We start from the raw sequence: 26286 nt of genomic DNA, 5'->3' as shown, positions 1-26286 counted from the left end.
GCGGGCCAAGCGCGAGGCGGCTCTGTTCGCAGCGCGGACGAAATCCGTAGGATATCGAATTACTATTTCCTCAATGCCCTGCCCTGCCTCGACACAGAGACGTTCTGATCCGCCTGGCACGGTTCGAGTGCTGCCGATTTCGAGACGCCAGTCGAGCCGGCTCCTACCTCAAGACAAGTTGACGGCATCAACACACGGTCGCCACCGCAAACACGCCCAGCGATCCGGCATTTGCGTCCCATGCGCGAAACGAACATTCGATGTTCGAAAGAACATTGACAGAAAAATCAAGAAGTAGCCGGTTGTCCGACATCTACCCGGTCGCACATCACCCAAAGACCTGTTTCATTGACAATTCCCTGCATAACTCGATCTGAATGCATGGTTTTCCCCTAGTATTCTGCAGCGATATCAGTGATACGATGACTGACACTAAACGAAGATAAATGTTCGAATTCGCGCACAACCGCCTTCCCAACGGCCAGCCACCGAACACTTCGCGTATGGAGACAGATTTTGAAAACAATCATTGGTTTGCGCTGGTGGATCATCGCGCTCGTGTGTCTCGGGACGATCGTCAACTACCTGTCGCGCAACGCACTCGGCGTGATGGCGCCGGAGTTGATGAAGTTGCTGCACATGAGCACGCAGCAATACTCGTACGTAGTGGGCGCCTTTCAGGTCGGCTACACGATCATGCAGCCCATCTGCGGGCTGATCATCGATCTGATCGGGTTGCGGCTCGGCTTTGCGCTATTCGCCTGCCTGTGGTCGCTGACAGGCGTGCTGCACGGCTTCGCGAGCGGCTGGCTTTCGCTCGCGGCTTTGCGCGGACTCATGGGCCTGACCGAAGCCGTCGCTATTCCCGCGGGCATGAAGGTGGTCGCCGAATGGTTTCCCAATCGCGAGAAGTCCGTCGCGGTAGGCTACTTCAATGCGGGCACCTCGCTGGGTTCGCTGCTAGCTCCCCCGCTTGTCGTGTTTCTCTCGTTGCGATACGGCTGGCAAAGCGCCTTTGCCGTGACCGGCGCACTCGGCTTCGTCTGGGCCGCTGCCTGGTATCTGCTGTACCGATCGCCGACTGAGCACGCCCGCATCAGCGAGGCGGAGCGCGAGACGATCGTCGGCGGCCAGACGCCGGGCGCGCCGCAGCGGCGCAGCATCCGCGAAGTGCTGCGCACGCGCCGCTTCTGGGCGATCGCCCAGGCACGTTTTTTCGCCGAACCGGCCTGGCAGACATTCAGCTTCTGGATTCCCCTGTATCTCGCCACACAACGCCATATGGATCTGAAGCAGATCGCGATGTTCGCGTGGCTGCCCTTTCTCGCCGCCGATCTGGGCGGCTTGTTCGGCGGTTACCTGTCGCCGTTCCTGATGAAGCATCTGCGTGTGCCGCTGATCTGGTCGCGCATCGCGGGCGTCGTGCTCGGCGCGCTCATGATGCTCGGACCCGCGTGCATCGGTCTCGTCGCGTCGCCGTATCAGGCCATTGCGCTCTTCTGCGTGGGCGGCTTCGCGCACCAGATGATCTCGGCGCTCGTGAATACGCTCGCCGCCGACGTGTTCGATCCCAGCGAAGTCGGCACTGTCGCCGGTTTTGCGGGCATGTCCGCGTGGATCGGCGGCCTCGGCTTTTCGCTGCTGGTGGGCGCCCTTGCCGATTCGATCGGCTACACGCCGCTCTTCGGCGCACTCGGCGCTTTCGATCTGATCGGCGCCACGCTGCTGATCATCCTGATGCGCGGCGTGACCCGCGACGCGCGTCCGCATCAAACCGATAGCAGCGCCAGCCCCGCTGCGTGACCTCAATCGAATCGAAGACACATCATGCATTCACCGACGAATCTGAAGCACCCGCCGCGCTTCTCGCTGTCGACACAGACCGGCAATCACATCGTCCTCGCCGCGCAGGCGCCGTGCCGGATCGAACTGTTCGTGCTCGCCGAAGACATCATCCGCGTGCTCGTGCTGCCTGACGGCGAACTGCACGGGCCGCGCACCTGGTCGATTGCGCCGGGCGAAGACGACGTCGCGCTCGAAGGGCGCGAGCGGCGCGACCTGCGCGGCTTCACGCCGCCGCCATTCGAGGTATCGAGCGACGCGCAACAGGTGGTGATCGAAACGGCGCGCATCCGCCTGACGGTCACGCTCGACGGCGGTTTCTGCACGTGGGACATCCTGCACGACGGCGCATGGCAGCGCGTGATGAGCGATCGCAAGACGCAGGCGTATAACTTCGGCTGGTGGGGCGAGCGCGTGTATCACTACATCGAGCGGCGCCGGGACGAAATGTATGTCGGCCTCGGCGAGCGCGCCGGTTCGCTGGATCGCGCGCAGCAAAGCTACGAGATGCGCAATATCGACGCGATGGGCTACAGCGCGCGCACCACCGATCCGCTCTACAAGCACATCCCGTTCTACGTGACCTGGCAGCCGCAGACGTCGACGGGCTTCGGACTTTTCTACGACACGCTCGCCGATTGCCGCTTCGACATGGGCCGCGAGCTGGACAACTATCACGGCCACTACCGCCACTTCGTCGCCGAGCATGGCGATCTCGACTATTACTTCATCGCGTCGGCGGGCACGCCCCTGCACGCGGTGCGTCGTTTTACATGGCTGACCGGACGGCCGGCGTGGATGCCGAAGTGGGGACTCGGCTATTCCGGCTCGACGATGAGCTACACCGATGCGCCCGACGCGCAGCAACGCATGGGCGAATTCATCGAACGATGCGGCGAACACGACGTGCTGTGCGATTCGTTCCATCTGTCGTCGGGCTATACGTCAATTGGCGCGAAGCGCTACGTGTTCAACTGGAATCACGAGAAGTTTCCAGATATCGACGGCTTCGTGCAGAGCTATCTCGACCACGGCGTGCGTCTGTGCGCGAACATCAAACCTTGCCTGCTGCAGGACCATCCCGCCTTCGCGGACGTTGCCCGAGCCGGCCTGCTGATCGAGTCGCGCGACGGCAATCCTGCCTGGGTGCAGTTCTGGGACGAAGTGGGCGCGTATCTGGATTTCACCAATCCCGACACCATCGACTGGTGGAAGGCGCGCGTCAAGGACAGTCTCCTGAAACACGGCATCGCGGCCACGTGGAACGACAACAACGAATTCGAGATCTGGTCGCCCGACGCGATCGCACGCGGCTTCGGCGCGGCGTATCCGGCGCGCGAGGCCAAGGTGCTGCAAACGCAATTGATGATGCGCGCGTCGCACGACGCGCAGCGCGAGCACGCGCCTGAGAAGCGGCCCTTTCTCGTGTCGCGTTCGGGCGGCGTCGGCATGCATCGCTATGTGCAGACCTGGTCCGGCGACAATTACACGTCGTGGGAAACGCTGCGCTTCAATCTGAAGATGGGCCTCGGCCTAGCCATGTCCGGCATCTCCAACAGCGGCCACGACATCGGCGGATTCTCCGGCCCGGCGCCGGGCCCGGAACTGTTCGCGCGCTGGGTCGCGTTCGGCATCTTCCTGCCGCGCTTCAGCATTCATTCGTGGAACGACGATGGCACCGTCAATGAACCGTGGATGTACCCCGAAATCACGCCGCAGGTTGCCGCGCTGATCAAACTGCGCTACCGCTTCATTCCTTACCTGTACGAGTTGCTCTGGCAGTCTCACAGTGCCTACGAACCCGTCTTGCGCCCGATGTTCGCCGAGTTTCCCCGCGACCCGCGCTGCCTCGTGGACGGCGACGACATGATGCTCGGTTCCTCGATGCTGGTCGCGCCGGTGGTCGACGCGGGCCAGTCGACGCGTGACGTGTATCTGCCGTCCGGCTCGCGCTGGGTGGCGTACTGGGGCGGCGAAACGTTCGACGGCGGCCAGACCGTGAACCTGCCCGCGCCGTTCGAGCAGCCGGTGATCCTGCTGCGCGAGGGCAGCGTGATTCCATTGAACGTGGCTGAACAACACTTCGGCCGCCCCGCCGACGAACGCGCGTTCATCGCCGTGCCGCATGCCGGCGTTGGCACCACGCGCGGCGGCTGCGTCGAAGACGACGGCGAGAGCGAAGCCTGGCGAGAAGGCGCACAAGGCCGCTGGCACATCACGCTGGCCGGCGACGCGAGCACCTTGCGCGTCTCGGTCGAACGCGAAGGCTGGATGCCGCAGCCGCAGCGCGAAGTCCGGATCTTTGTGCCGAAGGACGAAGCGCGCGCGGTCGAATGCATCGGCGGCGCGCTCGTGGCCGATCACACCGCCGACGGCTGGCGATGCCTGACGATTTCCATGGCCCACTAAACAAGCCCGCATCACCGGCCTGAAGCACTCAGGCCGCTCATCTAATCCGGAGACCTGCAAGCGATGAACTCATTCAAGCGTGCGCGTACGCGCGCACTCGTCCTCTCGTGCCTGCCGTTCGCGGGCGCCGCGCTGTCGAGCGACGCGACGGCGCAAAGCAGCGTCACGTTGTACGGTGTCGTCGATAACGCGTTCACCTATGTCAGCAATCAGCGCGGTCACGCCAACTTCTACATGAGTCAGGGCAACCTGCAGGCGAGCAAGTTCGGCTTGCTCGGTTCGGAAGACATCGGCGGCGGCACGAAAGCGATTTTCCGGCTGGAGAGCGGCTTCAACTCGCTGACGGGCGCGCAGAGCAGCGCGGGTTTCCTATTCAATCGGCAGGCCTATGTCGGGCTGAGCAACGGCCGGTACGGGACCTTCACGCTCGGCCGTCAATACACCCCCTACTTCCAGATGGTCGGCGCACTCGGGCCGACCGGCGTGCTGACCGGCGCCACCGGCGCGCACCCAGGCGATGTCGATGCGCTCGACACCACGCTGCGCTTCAATAATTCGGTAACCTATCTATCGCCGAACATCGCCGGCCTGCAATTTAGCGCGCAATACGGCTTGGGCGGCGTGCCGGGCAGCGTGGCCAACGGCAGCAATTTCAGCGCGGCGTTTCGCTACGACTACAAGCCGTTCGCGGTCGCGGCGGGCTATGTCAAGCTGAAAGACATTGCGACGAGCGCGGCGCTCGGCACCTTCGCCATCAACTCGCCGGTGAATAGCGGTTATGCGACGGCACGCAGCGCGCAACTGTTCGCCGCGGCCGCTCGTTATAACCTGCGGGACCTGATGGTCGGCGTCAACTATTCGAACGTTCAGTATGCGCCGGGCTCCGGTTCGCTATTTGCCGGCGAAGCGGTATTCAACACGTACGGCGTGATTTCGACGTATCGGATTACGCCGGCGGTGATCGTCGGCGCCGGCTACAGCTATACGCGCGCAAGCAAGGCGAATGGCATGAGCGATCCGGCGCGTTATCACCAGATTTCGCTGGAGCAGACCTATAACCTCTCGGCGCGCACCACGTTGTACGCACTGGAAGCATATCAGCTCGCGCGCGGCAAGACGCTGATCGCGGCGGGCGGCGCCACGAGCATCACTGACGCGGTGGCCGTGGTCGGGGATTCGCAGAATACGACGCCGTCATCGGGACCTTCGCAGTTTGTCGGGACGGTGGGGTTGAGGCACGCGTTTTGAGGGCGACCTGAAGAGGCAATTAAGCGACGGTGAACCCGCGAAGAGAATCGGCTGCAAGAACACGCCGAGGGACTTCGCGGGATGCAGAAGCGACTCGTGCTAACCTCGCTGGACAGGCACTGTGCTTCAGTGCCGGCTCTCGTACGGAGACCTGGACGATGGACTGCGCCGCCCTGCCGATCCTTGACTGTCACCAACACTTCTACGACGCCCGACGCTTCCTTTATCCCGTCTTCGCGACGCGCAGCGAAGGCTTCGAAGCGCTCGTCGGCGATTACGGCGCGCTCCCCCGCATCTACTTACCCGACGACTACGCGCGCGACACGAGCGCGTTAAATGTCGTCGGCACAGTCTGGGCGGAATTCATGTCGACCGATCCGGTGGGCGAGGCAGGCTGGGCACAGGAACTGGCGGACGCGACACGACGCCCCGACGGCATCATCGCTCTGGTCGATTTTTCGAGTCCTGATCTGCCGGCCACACTAGACGCGTATTCGTCAGCGCAACGGATCCGTTGCGTTCGCCAGCATCTGGGCTGGCATCCGGCGAACCCGCTGCTTCGCTATGCGCCAAGGCCGGACCTCATGTCGGACCAGGCATGGCGACGCGGACTCGCGTCGCTGCGCGGACGTGGCGTGATTTGCGAACTCGAAATGTTCGCGCCACAACTGCCCGAACTTGCTTCGCTGGCGACTGCGTTTCCCGACACTCAGTTCGTGCTGCCCGTCATGGGCTGGCCACTTGACCTGACCAGCGAAGGCCGAGCGGCGTGGAAACGTGAAATGAACGCGGTGAGCGCGTGTCCCAATGTGGCAGTGAAAATATTCGGGCTGGAGTGCATCTTCGGCATTCATTGGACGGTCGCTCAGGTCCGGCCCTGGATACTGGAAACCATTGAAGTCTTCGGCCCCGGTCGATGCATGTTTGCCAGTCATATGCCAATAAGCAAGCTGGCCTGCAGCTTCGAAAAGCTGTATCGCGCGTACTTTGAGGTGATAGCGGAATTCAGCGTTTCGGAGCAGCGAAGACTTCTGCATGACACGGCCGCGGCGATTTACAAGCTGAGCTAAATGTTGGTTGCGGGAGAACTGGACTGCGCGTATCGCTGCGAACGAGGGTGAAGCGAACCGTTGTCGTGCTGATCCGTTTGAACTGCAATACCCAAAAAAACAAAAACCCCGCAGAGCCTAGACTCTGCGGGGTTCTCTCTACCACTTCTGGCGGAGACGGAGGGATTCGAACCCTCGATCCAGGTTTTGGCCCAGATGCTCCCTTAGCAGGGGAGTGCCTTCGACCTCTCGGCCACGTCTCCCAAACTTTCGGTCGCGCAGGGAGTCAGCGCGACGAAGCCAAGATAATAGCGGGCCGAACCGCGAAGGTCAATGTCTGGCGGACAGTTTTTGTGCCAGTTTCGTCATTGGCGACGCAATTTATTCCCCTAGGTCACCGCGGCCGCACAAAACAAACGGGGCGCTCTTGCACGCCCCGTCTATTCAAAACCACTTACGCCTGATCCAGTTCGAACGCTTTATGCAGCGCACGCACGGCGAGCTCCATGTACTTCTCGTCGATCAGCACCGATATCTTGATTTCGGAGGTCGAGATCATCTGGATGTTGATGCCCTCTTCCGACAGCGTGCGGAACATCGTGCTCGCGATACCCACATGCGAGCGCATGCCGACGCCCACCACCGAGACCTTCGACACCTTCGGATCGCCCAGCACCTGCTCGGCCTGCACGTGGCCTTTCACCTGGTTCGTGAGGATGTCCATGGCGCGTTGATAGTCGCCGCGGCCGACCGTGAACGTGAACGCCGTTTTGCCTTCCACGCTCTGGTTCTGGATGATCATGTCGACGTCGATATTCGCGTCCGCCACCGGGCCGAGAATCTGATACGCGATGCCCGGCTTGTCGGGCACACCCATCACGGCGATACGAGCTTCGTCGCGCTGAAACGCGATGCCCGAGATGACTGCTTTTTCCATGGTCTCGTCTTCTTCAAAAGTAATCAGGGTGCCCGACTTCATTTCAGCGTCGAGCGGTATCAGCGGATCGGTCAGGCTCGACAACACACGTGTCTTCACCTGATATTTGCCGGCGAATTCCACCGAGCGGATCTGCAGCACCTTCGAACCCAGGCTTGCCATTTCCAGCATTTCTTCGAACGTCACGCGATCGAGCCGGCGCGCTTCTTCCACCACGCGCGGGTCGGTCGTGTAGACGCCGTCGACGTCCGTGTAAATCAGGCATTCATCGGCTTTCAACGCAGCCGCGACCGCGACCGCCGACGTATCCGAACCGCCGCGGCCGAGCGTGGTGATGTTGCCGTCAGGATCGATACCCTGGAAGCCGGTGATCACCACCACCTTGCCCGCGTCGAGATCGCGCAGCACGCGCTCGCCGTCGATTTCGCTAATGCGCGCTTTCGTGAACGCGCTATCCGTTTTGACCGGCACTTGCCAGCCGGCGTAGCTGACCGCGTCGACGCCGGCTTCCTGCAGCGCGATGGCGAGCAGACCCGAGCTGACCTGCTCGCCCGTGGCGGCAATCATGTCGAGTTCACGTGGGCTCGGCTGACCGGTGATTTCCTTCGCGAGACCGAGCAAGCGGTTGGTTTCGCCGGACATCGCCGACGGCACGACGACCATCTTGTGGCCAGCCTTGTGCCATTTCGCGACGCGCTTGGCGACGTTCTTGATGCGCTCGACCGAGCCCATCGAGGTGCCGCCGTATTTGTGTACGATGAGTGCCATTGTCGTTCTGAACTGGAGGAGAAACCGCGCTGGCGCGCTGGAGACGACCGCACAAAAGCACAGAAGCGCAACGTCTTGTGAACGACGGCAGAGTGTGTGGCGGCGTAAATGCAGCACGCGTGCAGCACGCGCGGATTTGCCCGGGAATGATCGCTGATGGCTTACCGGAAACGACGGATCACGATCGCAAACCGACTAATTCAACAAAAGCGAAGGCGAAATCGGGTCGGGCAAACAAGTTAACGTACCCGATCGAGCGAAAAAAGACAAGCCGGAAAGGCCATCGGATCGCGCTGAATACGCGCTGCAAAGGCCTGTTTCATGCGGATTTGCGCCCTATTTCCGGATTCGCCGCACGGACTATCGAGGTGCCGACCGGCCGGTCAGGCGATCAGCAAATCCTCGCGCCAGACGATCCTGACGCGCGATTCGGCCTCGTCGATCGGCTGCGGCAACGTCGCGCGATTGATCCCGAGCCCGGGCACGAACAGCAGTTCATCGCCGATGTAAAGCAGCGGCACATCGCGCTTCCATGCGGGAATGCCGCGCTCCTGGAACAGATTCTTCAACGTGCGGCTCGGTGCGCCGGGCGCGTCGCTCGTGCGCATGCGTTCGCCGCCGCTGCGGGGACGCGCGCTCAACGCCGCACGCCGCAAAACGCTCACGGGAATCGTCGCGTCGGCGTCACCAACCGCAGCGTCGGCGTGGGCGAATACGAAAGTGCCGCGCCATTGCGGCAACCGCCAGATCGACTCGCCCTGCCACGCGAGTTCGCTGACCGCGCGCGCGGCGAGCGCGGTTTCGTCGGCGGGCTCGCTACTGTCTCCCGCCTCCCAATAGATCACGCCGCGATAGCTGCGCAACGCATGTCCCGCGTGATCGATGCGCAGACCATGGCCCTCGCCCGCCGCGCCGATCTCACGCAACTGACGCAGCGCATCGCCGAGACGCGCACTCGATGCGGCGACGAAGCCCAACGTGCGCATCCAGTAACGCAGAAGATTGAGCGCGCGGTCGTCGTCAAGCGCGAGCAATGCATCGTGGGATAGCGCGCGCCCTTCGTCGCGTGACGCTTCTTCCATATCGATGCGCGCAAGCGTATCGAGCAAACGCTGCGCCGACGCCGCATGCGCCGCCGTGCGCGCAAGCGCGTCGCGAAAGCCCGGAAAGTGCACGGCCAGCGCCGGCGTCACTTCGTGGCGCAACGCATTGCGGGCGTAGCGTGTATCGGCGTTCGATTCATCGTCGATCCAACGCAACGCGCGCTCGCCCGCGTATTGCTCGAGCTGTGCGCGCAGCAGGTGAAGCAAAGGCCGCACGCGCGTTGCCGACGCATTCACCGGCAAATACTCGGGCGCCATCGCGGCAAGACCGGCGAGACCGGCGCCGCGCAGCAATTGCAACAACACGGTCTCAGCCTGATCGTCCGCATGCTGCGCGAGCCACAGCGTGGCTACACCATGCGACGCGCACATCTCGTCCAGCGCGCGATAACGCGCATCGCGTGCGGCGGCTTCGACGCTCACGCCCGCATCACGCGACACCTCGACGCGCTCTGCCGCGAACTCGACGCCACGCTCCAGCGCAAACGCCTCGCAGTGCGCGAGCCATGCATCGGCGTGAGCGCTTAGCCCGTGATGCACATGCAGCGCAATGCAACGCGACGCGCCCGCGACACGCACCGCAGCGTCGAGCAGCACACTCGAATCCACCCCGCCACTGAAGGCAATCGCAATACGCGCGCTAGCGGGAAGCGCAGACAAAGAAAAGCCGACCGCCTCGAGAACGAGGCGGTCGGCGGGCGTTTCGGCGGTGGAGGTCACGTCGCTAGCGCATGAAGCGCTGAAGGACGAAAGAAAACGCGCGCGGGCTTAGGCACCCGGCGTCGTTTCCTTGAATTTGCCGTACGACATCAGCCGTTCGAAACGGCGTTGACGCAGGTCGTTGATGCTCATGCCCTGGAACTGGCGCAGCGAATCGGCGAGCGCACGGCGCAGCATGGCGGCCATGCCTTTCGGATCGCGATGCGCGCCGCCCAGCGGCTCGTTGACGATCTTGTCGATCAGGCCGAGCGCCTTCAGACGATGCGCGGTCAGGCCGAGCGCTTCCGCGGCTTCCGGCGCTTTCGCGGCGCTCTTCCACAGAATGGACGCGCAGCCTTCCGGCGAGATCACCGAATAGGTCGAGAATTGCAGCATCAGCACGCTGTCGCCAACCGCGATGGCAAGCGCGCCGCCCGAACCGCCCTCGCCGATGATCGTCGCGATCAGCGGCGTCTTCAGCTCGGCCATGACGTAAAGATTGCGGCCGATCGCTTCCGACTGCCCGCGCTCTTCCGCGCCGATGCCCGGATACGCGCCCGGCGTGTCGATGAACGTGAAAATCGGCAAGCCGAATTTTTCGGCGAGACGCAGCAGACGTTCGGCCTTGCGATAGCCTTCCGGACGCGGCATGCCGAAGTTGCGCAGCGCGCGCTCCTTGGTATCGCGGCCCTTCTGATGGCCGATCACCATGCACGCCTGGCCGTTGAAACGCGCGAGGCCGCCGACGATCGACAGGTCGTCCGCATAGTTGCGGTCGCCGTGCAATTCGTGGAAGTCGGTGAACAGCTCGCTCACGTAGTCGAACGTGTACGGGCGTTGCGGATGACGGGCGATTTGCGAAACCTGCCACGGCGTGAGGTTCGCGTACAGATCTTTGGTGAGCTGTTGACTCTTCTTGGACAGCCGCTCGATCTCTTCCGAAATATCGACGGCCGAATCGTCCTGCACGAAGCGCAATTCTTCGATCTTCGCTTCGAGTTCAGCGATCGGCTGTTCGAAATCCAGAAACGTGGTCTTCATTGTTTGTAATCCTTGGACTTACCGGCAGCGCGTATTCTAACCGCGCGGGCCGATGTCAAAACCATCTCGCAACTATCGATCTTTAACCTTTGATAGCTTTGAAATAGTCCCGTTTCTTCTTTTTCAGTAGTCGACCGGCAACGGGTCAAGACTACGCCACATATACCAGGTGGCGACGGTGCGCCACGGCTCCCAGTTGGCGGCAACCTCGCGCGCTTCGCTGCGTGTGACCGGTTCGCCACTGAAGTAGTTGACGCTGATCGCACGAATCAGGCCCAGGTCGTCGAGCGGCAGGACGTCGGGGCGTGACAGGTTGAAGATCAGGAACATCTCCGCGGTCCAGCGACCGATGCCGCGAATCTGCGTGAGTTCGGCGATCACGGCCTCGTCTTCCATCGACGTCCATTTGCCGACGTGCAGCGCGCCCGAAACGAAATGCTGCGCGAGATCGAGCACGTATTCGGCTTTGCGCCTGGACAGCCCGCACGTGGTCAGCTTTTCCAGACCGAGCTTGATGAACTGCTGCGGCACGAGCTTGGGACACGCGGCCTCGACCTTCGCCCAGGCGGCCTGCGCGGACGCGACCGAAATCTGCTGCCCGACCACCGAACGCGCGAGCGTGACGAACGGATCGCCACGACTCAGCAAATGCACCGGGCCGAATTTCGGAATCAGTTTTTTCAGAATGCGATCGCGCTTGACGAGGTCGGCACACGCCTTGTCCCAATAGGCCGGACGCGTGACTTCAGGCGTGAGGCCAGCGATATGCACCGGCACCGCGGCTTCGCTCGCGCTCGCCGCTTCGCCGCCCGCGGTTGCGGACGCGCGCGTCTTGCGCACCACTTCGCCTTCGTGCCCCTCGACCTTGATGCGGGCGAGTTCCTGCACGTCACCGGCCAGTTCCGCCGACAAGGCGCCGTTGCTCTTCGCACGCTGCGGCTTCGCGCGCTTCGCGACAGGCGCGTGCGCCGACGCGCCGTTGAGCGCGCGCTGCACGGTGGTCTTTTTCGCTGCGCCCGCTGCGGTCTTGGCCACCACCCCGGCGGCTTTCGACGATGCTTTCCTTACCACGCCGCTGCCCGTGCGAGCCGACCTGCGTGTCGACTTTGCCGCGGCTGCCGCGTTTGTTTGAGACGCGGCTCGTTTAGCCGGCGTCTTCGTGGCCGTTGCCATCCTGCCTCCTGCCTGGCGAGTCGATCAAAGGGTAAGTCGAGGTGCGCTCACACGCGCCGCCACTCGGTCAACCCGCCGGGTTTGTCTTCAAGTGCAACGCCGGCCTCGAGCAATTCGGCCCGGATCCGGTCTGCTGCCGCATAGTCCTTCGCCTGTTTGGCGGCCACGCGCGCCGCGATCTTCGCTTCGATCGCGGCGGGCTCGAGCGCGCCCTCAGCTGCAGCCCCCGCTGCCTGCTGCAGGTATGCACGCGGCTCGCGGCCGAGCAGTCCGATCACCGCGCCCAGCGAGCGCAATTGACGGGCCAGCGCGGGGTCGCGCGTGCGATTCACTTCTGTTGCCAACTCGAACAACACCGACACTGCAACCGGTGTGTTGAAGTCGTCATTCATTGCTGCCTGGAAACGAAGCGCATGCGCCTCATTCCAGTCGAGCTCGGCGGCGTCCGGCGTGACGTCTTTCAGCGCGGTGTACAAACGCGCGAGAGCGTTGCGGGCGTCGTCGATATGCACGTCGCTGTAATTCAACGGCGAGCGGTAATGCGCGCGTGCGATAAAGAAACGCACGACCTCGGCATCGTACTGCGCCAATACTTCGCGGATCGTAAAGAAGTTGTTCAACGACTTCGACATCTTCTCATTGTCGATCTGTACGTAGCCGTTGTGCATCCAGAAATTGACGAAGGTTTGACCGGTAGCGGCTTCACTTTGCGCTATTTCGTTTTCATGGTGCGGAAACTGCAGGTCTTGCCCGCCGCCGTGAATGTCGAAATGTTCGCCGAGCAATGTGCAGCCCATTGCCGAGCATTCGATATGCCAGCCGGGACGGCCGCGCCCATACTTCGAATCCCAGCCTGTATCCGCCGGCTCTTCCGGCTTGGCCTGCTTCCACAAGACGAAGTCGAGCGGGTCCTGCTTCGCGTCGTTCGCCGCGACGCGCTCGCCCGCGCGCAGATCTTCGAGCGACTTGCCCGACAGCTTGCCGTAGTTCGCGAACTTGCGCACCGCATAGTTCACGTCGCCGTCGCTTGCCTGATAGGCGTAGCCGTTCGCTTCGAGCTGCTCGATCATGCCGAGCATCTGCGGAATGAAATCCGTGGCGCGCGGTTCGATGTCGGGCCGCTGGATGCCGAGTGCGTCCGCGTCTTCGTGCAATGCGTTGATGAAGCGATCGGTCAGCGCCTTGATGGTCTCGCCGTTCTCCACTGCGCGCCGGATGATCTTGTCATCAATATCCGTGATATTGCGCACGTAGGTCACGTCGTAGCCGAGCGTGCGCAACCAGCGCTGCACGATGTCGAACACGACCATCACCCGCGCATGACCGACGTGACAATAGTCGTACACGGTCATCCCGCAGACGTACATTCGCACGACGCCTTCTTGCAGCGGCACGAAAGTTTGCTTGTCACGCGCGAGCGTGTTGTAGATGCGCAGTGATTCCATAGAGAACGGTGCGTGGGCCGAAAGAAATCCGCAATGTGTTTCATGCGCGGCGCACCCCGCCAGTCGAGAAGCGGACGGCGGGCGCGTCGCATACAGCAAAACCGGTGCACCTGGTGCGGCGGTCAGGCTGCGATCAAGGCGGAGACGACCACGAGTGGCGAAAAGACAGTTTGCGGTTCGACGGAACGCGCAGACCTTTTGTTAGAATGGGTCGGAGTATAACATCCAGACCTGAGCCTATGAAACCTTCAAGCGGCCGCGCGCGCAGCGCTGCGACCCTCGCCGCGACGGCCTTCGGTGGCGCCACGCGGGCCTTCACCTTGCGCGTCACCGTGGCGCTCGCCCTTGCGGCCATGCCGGCCGCGGCCGCCTTTGCGCAGAAAACCGCCACGCTGCCGCAGGGCCCCGCCGTGCGCGACAACACGCCGGAAATCGACGCATCGATCGCGCAGAAAAACTGGGCCGCCTCGCTGACCCAGCTCGACGCGCGCATCGCCTCGAATCCGCGCGACGCGCAAGCCAAGTTCAAGCGCGGCACGGTGCTCGCCCACCTGAATCGCGACGACGAAGCTATCGTCGCCTTCACCGAACTCACGCAGACCTATCCTGAGTTGCCCGAGCCCTACAACAACCTCGCTGCGCTTTACGCGAAGCATGGTCAATACGCTGAAGCGCGCGTCGCGCTCGAAACGGCGACCAAGGTCAACCCGGGCTACGGCCTCGCCTACGAGAATCTCGGCGACCTGTATCTGCGCATGGCCAATGAGGCTTATCGCCACGCGCAGAGCCTGGGCAAGGTGAGCCCCACCACCACGCAGCGGCTCGCGGACATTCAGAAAGTCATCTCGCCGGTCAAGACCGCGGCCAAGGCGAAACAGGCCGTTAGCACCGAAGACGACTACACCGCCCGCGCCACCTCGAACATGACGCAAACGCCGAGCTTCCAGTACGGCGGTGCGAACGGCTCGCTCGCCATGCCGCCTTACATGGCGCCGTCGAAGTAAAGCCATCACGTTTCGCGCAATACGTTTTTTCCAACCCTGAGGATCTTCATGAAATGGTTGATGTTGGCGCTCGGCAGCGCCGCCCTGATCGCAAACGCTCCCGCATTTGCCCAGTCCGGTTCGCAAGCCGCGCATCCGTCCGTCCTCTTCAAGACATCGGAAGGCGACATCCGCGTCGAGTTGTATCCTGAGAAAGCGCCCAAGACGGTCGCCAACTTCCTCGACTATGTGAAGTCCGGCCAGTACAGCGGCACGATTTTCCATCGCGTGATTCGTGGTTTCATGATTCAGGGCGGCGGTTACACGCAAAGCTTCGCGGAGAAGCCCACGCGCGCGCCGATTCCGCTCGAAAGCCGTAACGGTCTGAAGAACATGACGGGCACGCTCGCCATGGCGCGCACCAGCGACCCGAATTCGGCCACCGCGCAATTCTTCATCAACACGGTGGACAATGCCGGCCTCGACTATCCGAATCCGGACGGCAACGGCTATGCGGTGTTCGGCAAAGTCACGGGCGGCATGGACGTCGTGAAGAAGATCGAAGGCACGCCCACCACCTCGCGCGGCCCGATGAGCGACGTGCCGCAAAAGCCGGTCGTGATCGAGTCGGCCACGGTCGTCGGCAAGTAATTGCAGCAACAGGACGCGCGCCGCAGTCAGGCGCGCGCATGAGAAAAGCGTCAGCGCTCAATCCACGCCCCGGCGCGGCTCAACGTCAACTCATGACGACTCGCCGCGCCTTTTACCCACCCTGTTCATCAAAGGATTCCATCATGGTTGAACTGCATACGAACCACGGCGTCATCAAACTCGAACTGGACGCTGAAAAGGCGCCGAAGTCGGTTGAGAACTTCCTCAACTACGTGAAGGCCGGCCACTACGACAACACGGTGTTCCACCGCGTGATCGACGGCTTCATGATCCAGGGCGGCGGCTTCGAACCCGGCATGAAGCAGAAGCCGACGGGCGAGCCGATCCCGAATGAAGCGAACAACGGTCTGAAGAACGTCAACGGCTCGGTCGCCATGGCGCGCACGAACGACCCGCACTCGGCCACGGCGCAATTCTTCATCAACGTGAACGACAACGACTTCCTGAACCACTCGTCGCCGACGCCGCAAGGCTGGGGTTACGCCGTGTTCGGCAAGGTGGTCGAGGGCCTCGACATCGTCGAGAAAATCAAGAAGGTCAAGACGGGTTCGAAGGGCTTCCATCAGGACGTGCCGGCGGACGACGTGGTGATCGAAAAGGCTGTGATCGTCGACTAAGTCGTAGCGAGCATCGATTCGTTCGAACTGATATCAGGCACCTTCAATGCTGCAAGAAACGCCGCTGCGAAGCGTCGCCGCGGGCGTGCCTGGCGAGGGCAAACGCCCGCACGCCGCACGCCCGTTTTTTTTCCTCTCCGATATTCATCTGAGCGAGGCGATCCCGCATACGGTCGCCGCGTTCGAGCATTTCATCCGCTTCACGGCCGAGCAGGCCGATTCGGTATTCATACTCGGCGATCTGTTCGAGTACTGGATCGGCGACGACATGCTCGCCGAGCCGTTCGTCGCGCGCATGGCGGCGCTGCTGCATACGTTGTCGGAACGCGGCATCGCGCTCTACATCATGCATGGCAACCGCGATTTTCTGCTGGGCAAGCGCTTCATGAAAGCGGCCGGCGCGATCTGGCTGCCCGATCCGTTCGTGATCACCGCGTTCGGCACGCGTATCGCGCTCGCGCATGGCGACGGCTTATGCACGGCCGATCGTGGCTATCAAGTGTTCCGGCGTTTTGCGCGTAACCGTTTTGCGCAGATGCTGTTTCTCGCGTGGCCGTTGCGCTGGCGTCAGAAGCTCGCCGAAAACATGCGCTCGAAAAGCGAGCAAGGCCGCGCGCGGCCGGTTTCGCCGAAATACGATGTGACGGCGGCGGCCGTGGCCGCGTTGTTCAAGTCGTCGAAAACAGCGACCCTCATTCATGGGCACACGCATCGGCCGGCGCGACATCGCGAGCCGGGCGGCACGCGCTGGGTCCTGCCGGATTGGGATCTCGACCACGGCGAGCGCCGTGGTGGGTATTTGCGTATCGACGCTGAAGGGATTCGGGCGTTGCCGTTGGGTTGAGTGTGGTGGCAGTTGATTGCACCCGTGCCGACGCCGACGGGTCACGTGCGCAAGGTAGTTCGGGTGCCAGCGTAGTGGCTACTCTCGCTCTGCGCCGCATGCAGCGTTGCTGTTAGAAGCCGGCCAATAGCGCCAGCGTCGGCGGCGCGCGCGAATAACTTCACCGCTCCGCCGCCACCGCTTCCCCTTTCCCTGCAATCGCGGCCGACAATCGCCTCAGATCGAGCAACGCCGCATCGGCCCCTTGCAGTCCTTCAAGACTCGTACCCAGCCGCTCCAGCGCGTCGACGATTTCGTCGATGCGCTTGGCTTGCGTCGCCGCGTGATCGATCAGCCCATGAATCGCCAGCGACACCGGATCGTCGGCGTTCGGCGTGATGCCGTATGCGCAGAAGCCGCTGCTTGCGGCGGAGCGTTTGCCCTCGCGCGCGGCGTCGCCGGCATCGGCATTAGCCGCTTCCGGAGCCACAGTGGCCGCCGCCGGCACGATGATCCGCGCCGGGTTACCCACCGCCGTGCCACGTGCCGGCACGGGCTTGGTCACCACCGCGTTCGATCCGATCTTCGCGTCCGCACCGATCGTGAAACCGCCGAGCACCTTCGCGCCCGCGCCGACGATCACCCCGCGCTCGAGCGTTGGGTGCCGCTTCGCGCCGCGCGTGAGCGACGTGCCGCCGAGCGTAACGCCCTGATAGATCGTGCAGTCGTCGCCGATCTGCGCGGTCTCGCCGATCACCACGCCCATGCCGTGATCGATGAACACGCGCCGCCCGAGCGTCGCGCCCGGATGAATTTCGATGCCGGTCATGAAGCGCGCCATCTGCGAGACGAAACGCGCTAGCCAGCGGCGTTTGGCTCGCCAGCACGCATGCGCGAGCCGGTGCAGCACGAGCGCGTGCAGGCCGGGATAACACGTGAGGACTTCCCAGGCGCTGCGGGCGGCGGGATCGCGCTCGCGGATCGTGGCGATGTCTTCGCGAAGTCTCGTGAACATGGCAGGGACTGTGTTGTGGGAGAAAGAGCCGCACGCGAGAGCTGGCGCGCACGACGGCGTGGCTCGCCGCATAGCACGGCGGCAGCTTTGCTTAGAACGTTTTGAGGATTGTAGGGGGATTGCGGAAAACCTGCCGGAAGTCCACGCTGCCGACGGGGTCGTCGCCGGCTAACGGGAAAGCATTCAGTTCGGGTATGACACGCGGCCTTCAGGACGCGTCGTCCTTGGGCTTGCTCTTCAACAGAATGTGTTTGGCGATGCCGCGCACGATGTTCACTTCCTCGCGCTCGAGACCCGAGCGCGCAAACAGCCGGCGCAAGCGCGACATCAGCTTCTTCGGATTGGCGGGATCGAGAAAATCGAGCGCGACGAGCGCGCTTTCCAGATGCGTGAACATGCTCTCGATTTCGTCGCTGGCGGCGCGCGCGCCGACGGGTTCGCCCTCCTCCGCCGCCTGAGGCACGGCCGCGCCGCTGTCGGCCGACAGATACATCGTGCGCAGTTCATACGCCAACACCTGCACGGCCTGCGCGAGGTTGAGCGAGCTATAGGCAGGATTGGCGGGAATATGCGCCAGCGCGCTGCATCGCTCGACGTCCTCGTTCGACAAACCCGTGCGCTCGTTGCCGAACACCAGCGCGATCTCGCCATGCACCGCCTGTTCACGCGCGATACCGGCGGCGGCACGCGGCGTCCACTGCGGCGGCCCATATTCGCGCAGCCGCGCGGTCAGCGCGATCGACCAGTGCACGCCGCTCAGGGCGTCGGCGAGGGTCGGCACGACGTGCGCGGACGCCAGCACGTCGTCGGCTCCGCTCGCCATGGCGATGGCTTCCGGATCGCTCTGCACGTGCGGCACGCGCGGCGACACCAGCACGAGCCGCGAGAAACCCATGGTTTTCAGCGCGCGTGCCGCGGCGCCGACGTTGCCCGGATGGCTCGGCTCGACCAGCACGAAGCGCGTCGAGGTGAAGCCGCCGCGCAGTTCGGCTACGGCGGGATCGGAGGAATGGTGGGTATGGTCCACGATGAAATTCGGCTGGCTAAAGACGCGTATGGTAGCGCCAACGCCGCGGCCGGTCTGAAACGAACACAGGTATGAACGCAGACGCGCATGCAGATGTCTGCGGCGAAGCGCTCGCGAATGCCGGACCGAGCCGTGCAGAACGCGGGCAAATCGACCGCCGCCCCGCAAACGCTGCCGCGGCGTCCGGACTCAGGTAAAATGCCGGAATTCGCGTCCGCTTTGCCGTCTGGCACTGCATGAACGCCTCGTTCTTATCCAATTCGTCTCCGTCGGCGGAATGCGCACCGGTTGTACCGGGCGAGCGTTCCGTGCTGTTTCCGCGCCTCTTAGAGGGCGCCCAATTAGCGCAGGTTAGCGCTTATTTTCCGGCCAGCAGCCGCGCTGCCCCGGCACAAGGATCCAGTCTCATGCATCCCATGCTCAATATCGCTGTGAAGGCCGCGCGCCGCGCGTCACAGATCATCACCCGCGCGTCGCTCGATCTGGATCTCGTTCAGGTCAGCAAGAAACAGCACAACGATTTCGTCACGGAGGTCGACAAAGCGTCTGAAGCGGCGATCATCGACACGCTCAAGACCGCCTACCCCGATCACGCCATCCTCGCCGAAGAATCCGGCAAGTCGGATAACGAATCCGAATACCAGTGGATCATCGATCCGCTCGACGGCACCACCAATTTCATCCACGGTTTTCCGTACTACTGCGTGTCGATCGCGCTCGCGCACAAGGGCATCGTGACGCAGGCCGTGGTCTACGACCCGACCCGCAACGATCTGTTCACCGCCTCGCGCGGCCGTGGCGCGTTCCTCAACGATCGCCGCATCCGCGTGGCCAAGCGCGACCGTCTGGCCGACGGCCTGATCGGCACCGGTTTCCCGTTCCGCGAAAGGGACGGCCTCGAAGCGTACGGCCGCCAGTTCGCTGAAATGACCGAAGCGTGCGCCGGCCTGCGCCGTCCGGGCGCCGCCGCGCTCGATCTGGCAAACGTCGCCGCCGGCCGCATGGACGGCTTCTTCGAGCAAGGCCTGAATGCGTGGGACGTCGCCGCCGGCAGCCTGCTGATCACGGAAGCCGGTGGCCTGGTCGGCAACTACACGGGCGATTCGGATTTCCTGCACGTCGGCGAAATCGTCGCGGGCAACGCGAAGGTTTACGCGCAGATGATCCCGATCCTGTCGCGCTACAGCCGCACGCGCCAGCAAGCGGCGTAATCCCTACGAGGGCGCCGGCAGGCGGGACATGAAAAAGCGGCTGCGGCCGCTTTTTCGTTGGCGCGCCTGCATGCAGCGGGCGTTCGTGCTACAAAGCGGAATGCCGCGCCGGCGCAGGTCATTGCCGGCTGCGTTTCGCGCGTTTTTCGCTGCGCCCTGCCTTGCGCCCGCCGTCTCGCGCAGCTTCCGATCCGCTTCATGAAAAAAGGCTTCTACACAATTATCGCGGCGCAGTTTATTTCGTCGCTGGCGGACAATGCACTGTTGATCGCGGCCATCGCGCTGCTCTCCGTGATTCGCTCGGCCGCCTGGGTCACGCCGCTGCTGCAGATTTTCTTCACTGTCTCGTACGTGCTGCTTGCACCGTTCGTCGGCGCTTTCGCCGACTCGATGCAAAAGCGCCACGTCATGTTCATCTCCAACGCGTTGAAGGCGAGCGGCTGCCTGATGATGATCGCGGGCGTTCATCCGATGATTGCCTACGGCGTGGTCGGCTTCGGCGCGGCCGCGTATTCGCCGGCCAAGTACGGCATCCTCACCGAACTGCTGCCCGCGGAAAAACTCGTCAAGGCGAATGCTTGGCTCGAATCGGCCACCGTGCTGTCGACCATCGTCGGCACGATGGTGGGCGGCGCGCTGATCAGCACCTTCGCCGACAAATTCGTCGCGCATGCGCATCTGCCGCTGATCCGCTCCTCCGCCGATCTCGCCATGTTCGCGACGATGGTGACCTATGCGATCGCCGCCGCGATCAACATCTTCATTCCCGACACTGGCGCGCGTTATGAAAGCCGCCTGAGCGAACCTAAGAAACTGGTCGGCGATTTCTATCATTGCTTCAACGTGCTGTGGGCCGACAAACTCGCGCAGATCGCGCTGTGGGTGACGACCCTGATGTGGGGCGGCGCGGTCACGCTGCAGTTGCTGGTGCTCAAATGGGCCAATGTGAATCTCGGGCTGTCGCTCTCGAAGGCGGCGGTCATGCAGGGCGTCACGGGTCTCGGCATCGCAGTCGGCGCGGCGGCGGCCGCTGCGCTGATTCCGTTGCGCAAGTCGCTGCGCGTGTTGCCGGTCGGCATTCTGACCGGCGCGGTGGCGATCGCCATGGCGTTCTACAACAAGGATCTGTTCCCGCCGGGTTCAGGCATTCGCATCGGCACGTACGTCATGCCGTTTTACATTCTGCTCGCCTATCCGCTGATGATTCTGCTCGGCGCGCTGTCAGGGTTTTTCATCGTGCCAATGAACGCGATCCTTCAGCATCGCGGCGCGACGCTGCTGTCCGCGGGGCATTCGATCGCCGTGCAGAATTTCAACCAGAACCTCGCGGTGCTGCTGATGCTCGGCGTCTACGCGCTGCTGCTTACGGCGAAGATGCCGGCGCAGTGGATCATCGTTGTGTTCGGCACGTTCATCACCTTCATGATGTGGCTGGCCAAGCGGCGCAGCGCGGTGAACGAACGCACGGTGGATATACGGGCGATGGTGGAAGAATGAAGCCTTCATGCGGCTGAGGCCGGTGCGGCTCGCGTCGGCTGCTCGCCGCGGCGTTTGGCCGGAATGCGGATTTGCAGCGCAGATTGGCCATCCGGCCAGGGTCCGCCCGCCGTCCCGTCAGGTTAAACTCACGCCCTGAACAGCTAACGCAAGAAGATACCGAGGATGGGCATTCAAACCGCAGCGGCCAACGACGTCGCACAGCACACGCCGATGATGCAGCAGTATCTCCGCATTAAAGCGGATCATCCCGGCACGCTGGTGTTCTACCGGATGGGCGACTTCTACGAACTCTTTTTCGAAGACGCGGAAAAAGCCGCACGTCTGCTCGATCTGACACTCACGCAGCGTGGCGCGTCGGCGGGCAATCCGATCAAAATGGCCGGCGTGCCGCATCACGCGGTCGAACAATATCTCGCCAAGCTCGTGAAGCTCGGCGAATCCGTCGCGATTTGCGAGCAGATCGGCGATCCGGCTACATCGAAGGGTCCAGTCGAGCGCAAAGTGGTGCGCGTGGTCACGCCGGGCACGCTCACGGATGCAGCGCTGCTGTCCGATAAGAGCGACGTCTATCTGCTGGCCATGTGCGTCGCGCATAACCGACGCGGCGTTGCGACCAGCGTCGGCCTTGCATGGCTGAATCTGGCGAGCGGCGCGTTGCGCCTCGCGGAGGTCGCACCGGACCAGGTGGCGGCCGCGCTCGAACGCATTCGTCCCGCGGAAATTCTGGTTGCCGACACACCAGGCGACTCGGCGAGCTGGACGCCGCCGGTCAATGCGGGCGCCCTCACCCGCGTGCCGGTCTGGCATTTCGACGTCACCTCGGGCACGCAACGCTTGTGCGATCAGCTGGAAGTGGCGGGCCTCGACGGCTTCGGCGCGCATTCGCTCACCTGCGCATGCGGCGCGGCCGGCGCGCTGCTGCTCTATGCCGCGGCCACGCAAGGTCAGCAGTTGCGCCACGTGCGCAGCCTGAAGGTCGAATACGAGTCCGAATATATCGGCCTCGACCCCGCCACGCGCCGCAACCTCGAACTCACGGAAACACTGCGCGGCACGGAATCGCCTACGCTGTGTTCGCTGCTCGACACCTGCTGCACGACCATGGGCAGCCGCCTGCTGCGTCACTGGCTGCATCATCCGCCGCGCGAATCGGCGGTGGCGCAGGCGCGTCAGCAGGCGATCGGCGCCTTGCTCGACGCGCCGCCGGGCGCAGGCGTCGATTCGTTGCGCGGCGCATTGCGGCAGATCTCGGACATCGAGCGCATCACCGGGCGTCTTGCGCTGCTGTCCGCGCGGCCTCGCGATCTGTCGAGCCTGCGCGATACCTTCATTGCGTTGCCTGAGTTGCGCACGCAGCTCGCGGCCGTCGCGCCGAACGCGGATTCGCTGGCGCGTATCGACGCTTCGCTGGAACCGCCGCAAGCCTGCGTCGAACTGCTCAGGCGCGCGGTCGCGCAGGAACCGTCGGCCATGGTGCGCGACGGCGGCGTGATCGCTCGTGGCTACGATGCGGAACTGGACGAGCTGCGCGATATTTCGGAGAACTGCGGGCAGTTCCTGATCGACCTCGAGACCCGCGAGCGCGCACGCACGGGCATCGGCAATCTGCGCGTCGAATACAACAAGGTGCACGGCTTCTACATCGAAGTCACGCGCGGCCAGACCGACAAGGTGCCCGACGACTATCGCCGCCGTCAGACGCTGAAGAACGCCGAACGCTACATCACGCCGGAACTGAAAACGTTCGAGGACAAGGCGCTCTCCGCGCAGGAACGCGCGCTCGCCCGCGAACGCTCGCTCTACGACGCGCTGCTGCAGGCGCTGCTGCCCTTCATCCCGGATTGCCAGCGGGTCGCTTCGGCGCTTGCCGAACTCGATCTGCTGGCGGCCTTCGGCGAGCGCGCCCGCGCGCTCGATTGGGTCGCGCCCACGTTCTCGGCAAACACCGGCATCGAAATCGAACAGGGGCGGCATCCGGTGGTCGAGGCGCAGGTCGAGCAGTTCATCGCCAACGACTGCTCGCTCACGCCCGAGCGCAAACTGCTGCTGATCACCGGCCCGAACATGGGCGGTAAATCGACCTTCATGCGGCAGACCGCGCTGATCGCGCTGCTCGCCTATGTGGGCAGTTATGTGCCCGCTCGGCGCGCCGCCTTCGGGCCGATCGACCGCATCTTCACGCGCATCGGCGCAGCGGACGATCTCGCCGGCGGGCGCTCGACCTTCATGGTCGAGATGACCGAAGCCGCCGCGATCCTCAACGACGCCACGCCGCAAAGTCTCGTGCTGATGGACGAGATCGGCCGCGGCACGTCCACGTTCGACGGCCTCGCGCTGGCGTGGGCCATCGCGCGGCATCTGCTCGCGCACAACGGTTGCCATACGCTGTTCGCCACGCACTACTTCGAATTGACGCAGTTGCCGGCGGAGTTTCCGCAGGCGGCCAACGTGCATTTGTCGGCGGTCGAGCATGGGCACGGCATCGTGTTCCTGCACGCGGTCAACGAAGGTCCGGCGAATCAGAGCTACGGCCTGCAGGTCGCGCAACTCGCCGGCGTGCCGAATGCGGTGATTCGCGCGGCGCGCAAGCATCTCGCGCATCTGGAACAGCAGTCGGCCGCGCAGCCCGCGCCGCAACTCGACCTGTTCGCCGCGCCCATGCCGATGCTGCTCGAAGACGCGGACGACGAGCGCGATGCGAAGACGGGACCGGCGGCGTCGCCCGCCATGCAGGAACTCGTCGAACGTCTGCGCGGCATCGATCCGAACGATCTACGGCCGCGCGAAGCACTCGATCTGCTGTACGAATTGCACGAACTGGCCGCCGCGCCGGATGCGGATCATTGACTCACACAGACCCCCGCGGCGTCCGCGCAAACTTCGCGCGGCGCTGACCCTCGCCCTCACACTTACCGGTGGTGGCGTGCGGCTTGTGGGATTGTTCGCGGGGTTGTCGGGTTTCACACCGGCGGCCTACGCCGACACGCCGCGCTATACCTTCGCGGTCATCGCCAACACGATGCAAAGCGTCGCCGACGAAGCGCCCACGCAGCGGTTGATCGAAGCGATCAGCCGCGAGCGCGATGTGTCGTTCATCGTGTACGACGGCAATCTCAAGGGCGCGAAAGAAGCATGCCGCGACGCGCTTTATGAGCGCCGCCACGCGCTGCTCGAAACGTCACGGCCGGCCCTTTTCTTCATTCCCGGCCAGCACGACTGGGCCGATTGCGGCATCGGCGAAGCAGGCGGTTTTGATCCGACCGAACGGCTCGACCAGTTGCGCCAAACGCTTTTTGCCGACGCCACCTCAATGGGTCAGAACCCGATCGCATTGACGCGTGAAAGCGAAGTCTCGCGCTTTCGCCCCTATCGCGAGAACGTGCGCTGGCAAGTGGGCGATACGGTGTTCGTCGGCCTGAATGCGCCGAGTCCGAACAATCATTATCTGACCGCGGGCGGGCGCAATGGCGAATTCGAAGACCGCGTGATCGCCAATGCATTCTGGCTGGAACACGCCGGCGAATATGCGAAACGCCGCGAGGCGCGGGCGCTCGTCGTGTTCATTCAAGGCGATCCTGACCCTGAGCGTTACGAACGGCCCGACCGTTTCGCGTGGCTGCGCTTTGCACGCAACACCCGCCGCGACGGTTTTCTGGAATTGAAACGCAGCTTGGTGAAACTCGCGCAGATTTTCCGGGGACCGGTGCTAGTGATTCATTGCGACGACGAACGAGCAAGCGCCGGCTTCGTGATCGATCAGCCGCTACGCAATGACAAGGGAATGCTGGTGACGAATCTCACGCGTGTCGCGCTCGCGCCGCATGATCGACTCAACCAGTGGATTCAGGTGGAAGCGGATCTTGGCAGGAAACCGCCGTTCCGCGTAAGTGTGCGCGACGTGCCCAGGCAAATGCCGATGCCCACCGCGCAACCTGTGCTGCCGCGCGATGAACCGGCTGCTTCGATGCCGGCTGTACCGGCGCTCGGACCCGCCTCCGAATTGCCGCCACTGCTGCCGACGCCCGGAGACTCGCAACCGGATCAGCAACCGCGCATACCCGCGGATCAGGGTGGCGGCGGTTACGGGCCGGCTATGTCGACGCCGCCCGCCTCCGCCGCTCGACCGCGCGCGCCGGGCGCTTCTTCAAGCGTGCCCGGCATGCCTGCAAGCTCAGTGCAGCGTGGGCCCTGACTTGCCCTCTTCTTCGTCGTCCTCGTCTTCGTCGAGGACTTCGAGGCCGTCGGCGCCATGCGCGTGTTCGTGCTGGATTTCGTCTTCGGTAGCAGGACGCACGTCTTTCACGGTCAGCGCGAAACGCAGTGCCATGCCGGCGAGCGGATGGTTGCCGTCGAGCACGACCTTGTCTTCCGCGACGTCGGTCACCACGTAGACGAGCGAGTCGAGGTCCTCGTCGCCTTCTTCCGGCGTGCCTTCGAATTGCATGCCGACTTCGAGCGGTTCCGGGAAGCGATTGCGCGGCTCGATCTTCACGAGATCAGGGTCGTACTCACCGAACGCGTCTTGCGGCTCGAGCTGGATCTGGGTCTCGAAACCGGCCTCGTGGCCGTCGAGCTCTTCCTCGATCTTGGGGAACGTGCCATCATAGCCGCCGTGCAGATAGACCATCGGCTCGTCGCTTTCTTCAATCAGATTGCCCTGCGCATCCGACAGCTTGTAAGCGACCGACACGACGGTGTTCTTTGCGATTTTCATTCGATTCTCC

Annotated in this window: 20 protein-coding genes and 1 tRNA gene; 12 read left to right on the top strand and 9 right to left on the bottom strand. The window is 63.4% G+C overall.

Annotated features, from left to right (window positions below):
- Positions 1-516 precede the first annotated feature (516 nt).
- The 4 genes from B0G73_RS08025 to B0G73_RS08010 all read left to right on the top strand — a co-directional run bounded on the left by B0G73_RS08025 (position 517) and on the right by B0G73_RS08010 (position 6569).
- A complete protein-coding gene (locus B0G73_RS08025) occupies positions 517-1803 on the top strand; it encodes an MFS transporter (RefSeq protein ID WP_106279553.1) in 1287 nt (428 codons plus the stop codon).
- A gap of 24 nt (positions 1804-1827) precedes the next feature.
- The gene (locus B0G73_RS08020) at positions 1828-4251 is read left to right on the top strand and encodes a glycoside hydrolase family 31 protein (RefSeq protein WP_106279551.1); all 2424 of its coding nucleotides are present in this window, start codon (positions 1828-1830) and stop codon (positions 4249-4251) included.
- A 63-nt stretch (positions 4252-4314) separates the two neighbouring features.
- Complete coding sequence (locus tag B0G73_RS08015) at positions 4315-5499, top strand: porin (RefSeq protein WP_106279550.1); 1185 nt, start codon at positions 4315-4317, stop codon at positions 5497-5499.
- Between the two features lie 158 nt (positions 5500-5657).
- Positions 5658-6569: an amidohydrolase gene (locus B0G73_RS08010; RefSeq protein WP_106279548.1), complete on the top strand. Its 912-nt coding sequence runs from the start codon at positions 5658-5660 to the stop codon at positions 6567-6569.
- A 148-nt stretch (positions 6570-6717) separates the two neighbouring features.
- Here the strand turns inward: B0G73_RS08010 and B0G73_RS08005 are convergent.
- The 6 genes from B0G73_RS08005 to cysS form a co-directional block, all read right to left on the bottom strand.
- Positions 6718-6811, bottom strand: a tRNA-Ser gene (locus B0G73_RS08005).
- A gap of 191 nt (positions 6812-7002) precedes the next feature.
- Positions 7003-8253 carry an aspartate kinase gene (locus B0G73_RS08000; RefSeq protein WP_106279546.1) on the bottom strand — a complete coding sequence of 417 codons (1251 nt, stop codon included), beginning with the start codon at positions 8251-8253 and terminating at the stop codon, positions 7003-7005.
- Between the two features lie 383 nt (positions 8254-8636).
- Entirely contained in the window at positions 8637-10076 is a 1440-nt protein-coding gene (gene tilS, locus B0G73_RS07995) for a tRNA lysidine(34) synthetase TilS (RefSeq protein ID WP_106279544.1), read from the bottom strand.
- 48 nt (positions 10077-10124) lie between these two features.
- A complete protein-coding gene (locus B0G73_RS07990) occupies positions 10125-11096 on the bottom strand; it encodes an acetyl-CoA carboxylase carboxyltransferase subunit alpha (RefSeq protein ID WP_106279542.1) in 972 nt (323 codons plus the stop codon).
- A 123-nt stretch (positions 11097-11219) separates the two neighbouring features.
- Positions 11220-12269 carry a DNA-3-methyladenine glycosylase gene (locus B0G73_RS07985; RefSeq protein ID WP_106279540.1) on the bottom strand — a complete coding sequence of 350 codons (1050 nt, stop codon included), beginning with the start codon at positions 12267-12269 and terminating at the stop codon, positions 11220-11222.
- A 47-nt stretch (positions 12270-12316) separates the two neighbouring features.
- Complete coding sequence (gene cysS / locus B0G73_RS07980; protein ID WP_106279538.1) at positions 12317-13714, bottom strand: cysteine--tRNA ligase; 1398 nt, start codon at positions 13712-13714, stop codon at positions 12317-12319.
- A 239-nt stretch (positions 13715-13953) separates the two neighbouring features.
- Here cysS and B0G73_RS07975 point away from each other — a divergent pair, with 239 nt between their 5' ends.
- The 4 genes from B0G73_RS07975 to B0G73_RS07960 all read left to right on the top strand — a co-directional run bounded on the left by B0G73_RS07975 (position 13954) and on the right by B0G73_RS07960 (position 16830).
- A complete protein-coding gene (locus tag B0G73_RS07975) occupies positions 13954-14718 on the top strand; it encodes a tetratricopeptide repeat protein (protein ID WP_106279536.1) in 765 nt (254 codons plus the stop codon).
- A 48-nt stretch (positions 14719-14766) separates the two neighbouring features.
- Positions 14767-15348 (top strand): peptidylprolyl isomerase, encoded by a 582-nt coding sequence (locus tag B0G73_RS07970; protein ID WP_106279534.1) that lies wholly within the window; start codon positions 14767-14769, stop codon positions 15346-15348.
- A 143-nt stretch (positions 15349-15491) separates the two neighbouring features.
- Positions 15492-15986: a peptidylprolyl isomerase gene (locus B0G73_RS07965; protein WP_106279532.1), complete on the top strand. Its 495-nt coding sequence runs from the start codon at positions 15492-15494 to the stop codon at positions 15984-15986.
- Between the two features lie 46 nt (positions 15987-16032).
- Positions 16033-16830, top strand: a complete 798-nt coding sequence (locus B0G73_RS07960) for a UDP-2,3-diacylglucosamine diphosphatase (protein ID WP_106279530.1) — start codon at positions 16033-16035, stop codon at positions 16828-16830.
- Between the two features lie 160 nt (positions 16831-16990).
- Here the strand turns inward: B0G73_RS07960 and cysE are convergent, their stop codons facing one another.
- Positions 16991-17824, bottom strand: a complete 834-nt coding sequence (gene cysE / locus B0G73_RS07955; RefSeq protein ID WP_106279528.1) for a serine O-acetyltransferase — start codon at positions 17822-17824, stop codon at positions 16991-16993.
- Between the two features lie 208 nt (positions 17825-18032).
- Entirely contained in the window at positions 18033-18851 is an 819-nt protein-coding gene (locus tag B0G73_RS07950) for an RNA methyltransferase (protein ID WP_106279786.1), read from the bottom strand.
- Between the two features lie 407 nt (positions 18852-19258).
- Between B0G73_RS07950 and B0G73_RS07945 the strand changes: the two genes are divergently transcribed.
- From B0G73_RS07945 to B0G73_RS07930, 4 genes are all read left to right on the top strand, one after another.
- On the top strand, positions 19259-20062 hold the full coding sequence (locus B0G73_RS07945) for an inositol monophosphatase family protein (RefSeq protein WP_106279526.1): 804 nt from the start codon (positions 19259-19261) through the stop codon (positions 20060-20062).
- 198 nt (positions 20063-20260) lie between these two features.
- Positions 20261-21559, top strand: a complete 1299-nt coding sequence (gene lplT / locus B0G73_RS07940; protein WP_106279524.1) for a lysophospholipid transporter LplT — start codon at positions 20261-20263, stop codon at positions 21557-21559.
- A 165-nt stretch (positions 21560-21724) separates the two neighbouring features.
- On the top strand, positions 21725-24409 hold the full coding sequence (mutS, locus tag B0G73_RS07935) for a DNA mismatch repair protein MutS (RefSeq protein WP_106279523.1): 2685 nt from the start codon (positions 21725-21727) through the stop codon (positions 24407-24409).
- A complete protein-coding gene (locus B0G73_RS07930; protein ID WP_106279521.1) occupies positions 24396-25754 on the top strand; it encodes a hypothetical protein in 1359 nt (452 codons plus the stop codon). Before mutS ends, B0G73_RS07930 begins: the two co-directional genes overlap by 14 nt.
- On the opposite strand, the gene B0G73_RS07925 is transcribed toward B0G73_RS07930, so the two are convergent.
- Positions 25734-26276, bottom strand: a complete 543-nt coding sequence (locus tag B0G73_RS07925) for a peptidylprolyl isomerase (protein ID WP_012433513.1) — start codon at positions 26274-26276, stop codon at positions 25734-25736. The two genes, B0G73_RS07930 and B0G73_RS07925, sit on opposite strands and share 21 nt — an antisense overlap.
- Positions 26277-26286 lie beyond the last annotated feature (10 nt).

The sequence above is a fragment of the Paraburkholderia sp. BL25I1N1 genome (assembly GCF_003002025.1).
Lineage (GTDB): Bacteria > Pseudomonadota > Gammaproteobacteria > Burkholderiales > Burkholderiaceae > Paraburkholderia.
The sequence above is the reverse complement of the archived record's forward strand: the minus strand, read 5'-3'. Positions and strand labels throughout refer to the sequence as shown.

Bases quoted from the DNA above. Each gene is read 5' to 3' on its own strand.
- B0G73_RS08020 (WP_106279551.1), top strand. From the start codon at position 1,828: ATGCATTCACCGACGAATCTGAAGCACCCGCCGCGCTTCTCGCTGTCG.
- B0G73_RS08015 (WP_106279550.1), top strand. From the start codon at position 4,315: ATGAACTCATTCAAGCGTGCGCGTACGCGCGCACTCGTCCTCTCGTGC.
- B0G73_RS08010 (WP_106279548.1), top strand. From the start codon at position 5,658: ATGGACTGCGCCGCCCTGCCGATCCTTGACTGTCACCAACACTTCTAC.
- B0G73_RS08000 (WP_106279546.1), bottom strand. From the start codon at position 8,253: ATGGCACTCATCGTACACAAATACGGCGGCACCTCGATGGGCTCGGTC.
- B0G73_RS07990 (WP_106279542.1), bottom strand. From the start codon at position 11,096: ATGAAGACCACGTTTCTGGATTTCGAACAGCCGATCGCTGAACTCGAA.
- B0G73_RS07985 (WP_106279540.1), bottom strand. From the start codon at position 12,269: ATGGCAACGGCCACGAAGACGCCGGCTAAACGAGCCGCGTCTCAAACA.
- cysS (WP_106279538.1), bottom strand. From the start codon at position 13,714: ATGGAATCACTGCGCATCTACAACACGCTCGCGCGTGACAAGCAAACT.
- B0G73_RS07975 (WP_106279536.1), top strand. From the start codon at position 13,954: ATGAAACCTTCAAGCGGCCGCGCGCGCAGCGCTGCGACCCTCGCCGCG.
- B0G73_RS07970 (WP_106279534.1), top strand. From the start codon at position 14,767: ATGAAATGGTTGATGTTGGCGCTCGGCAGCGCCGCCCTGATCGCAAAC.
- B0G73_RS07965 (WP_106279532.1), top strand. From the start codon at position 15,492: ATGGTTGAACTGCATACGAACCACGGCGTCATCAAACTCGAACTGGAC.
- B0G73_RS07960 (WP_106279530.1), top strand. From the start codon at position 16,033: ATGCTGCAAGAAACGCCGCTGCGAAGCGTCGCCGCGGGCGTGCCTGGC.
- cysE (WP_106279528.1), bottom strand. From the start codon at position 17,824: ATGTTCACGAGACTTCGCGAAGACATCGCCACGATCCGCGAGCGCGAT.
- B0G73_RS07945 (WP_106279526.1), top strand. From the start codon at position 19,259: ATGCATCCCATGCTCAATATCGCTGTGAAGGCCGCGCGCCGCGCGTCA.
- lplT (WP_106279524.1), top strand. From the start codon at position 20,261: ATGAAAAAAGGCTTCTACACAATTATCGCGGCGCAGTTTATTTCGTCG.
- mutS (WP_106279523.1), top strand. From the start codon at position 21,725: ATGGGCATTCAAACCGCAGCGGCCAACGACGTCGCACAGCACACGCCG.
- B0G73_RS07930 (WP_106279521.1), top strand. From the start codon at position 24,396: ATGCGGATCATTGACTCACACAGACCCCCGCGGCGTCCGCGCAAACTT.
- B0G73_RS07925 (WP_012433513.1), bottom strand. From the start codon at position 26,276: ATGAAAATCGCAAAGAACACCGTCGTGTCGGTCGCTTACAAGCTGTCG.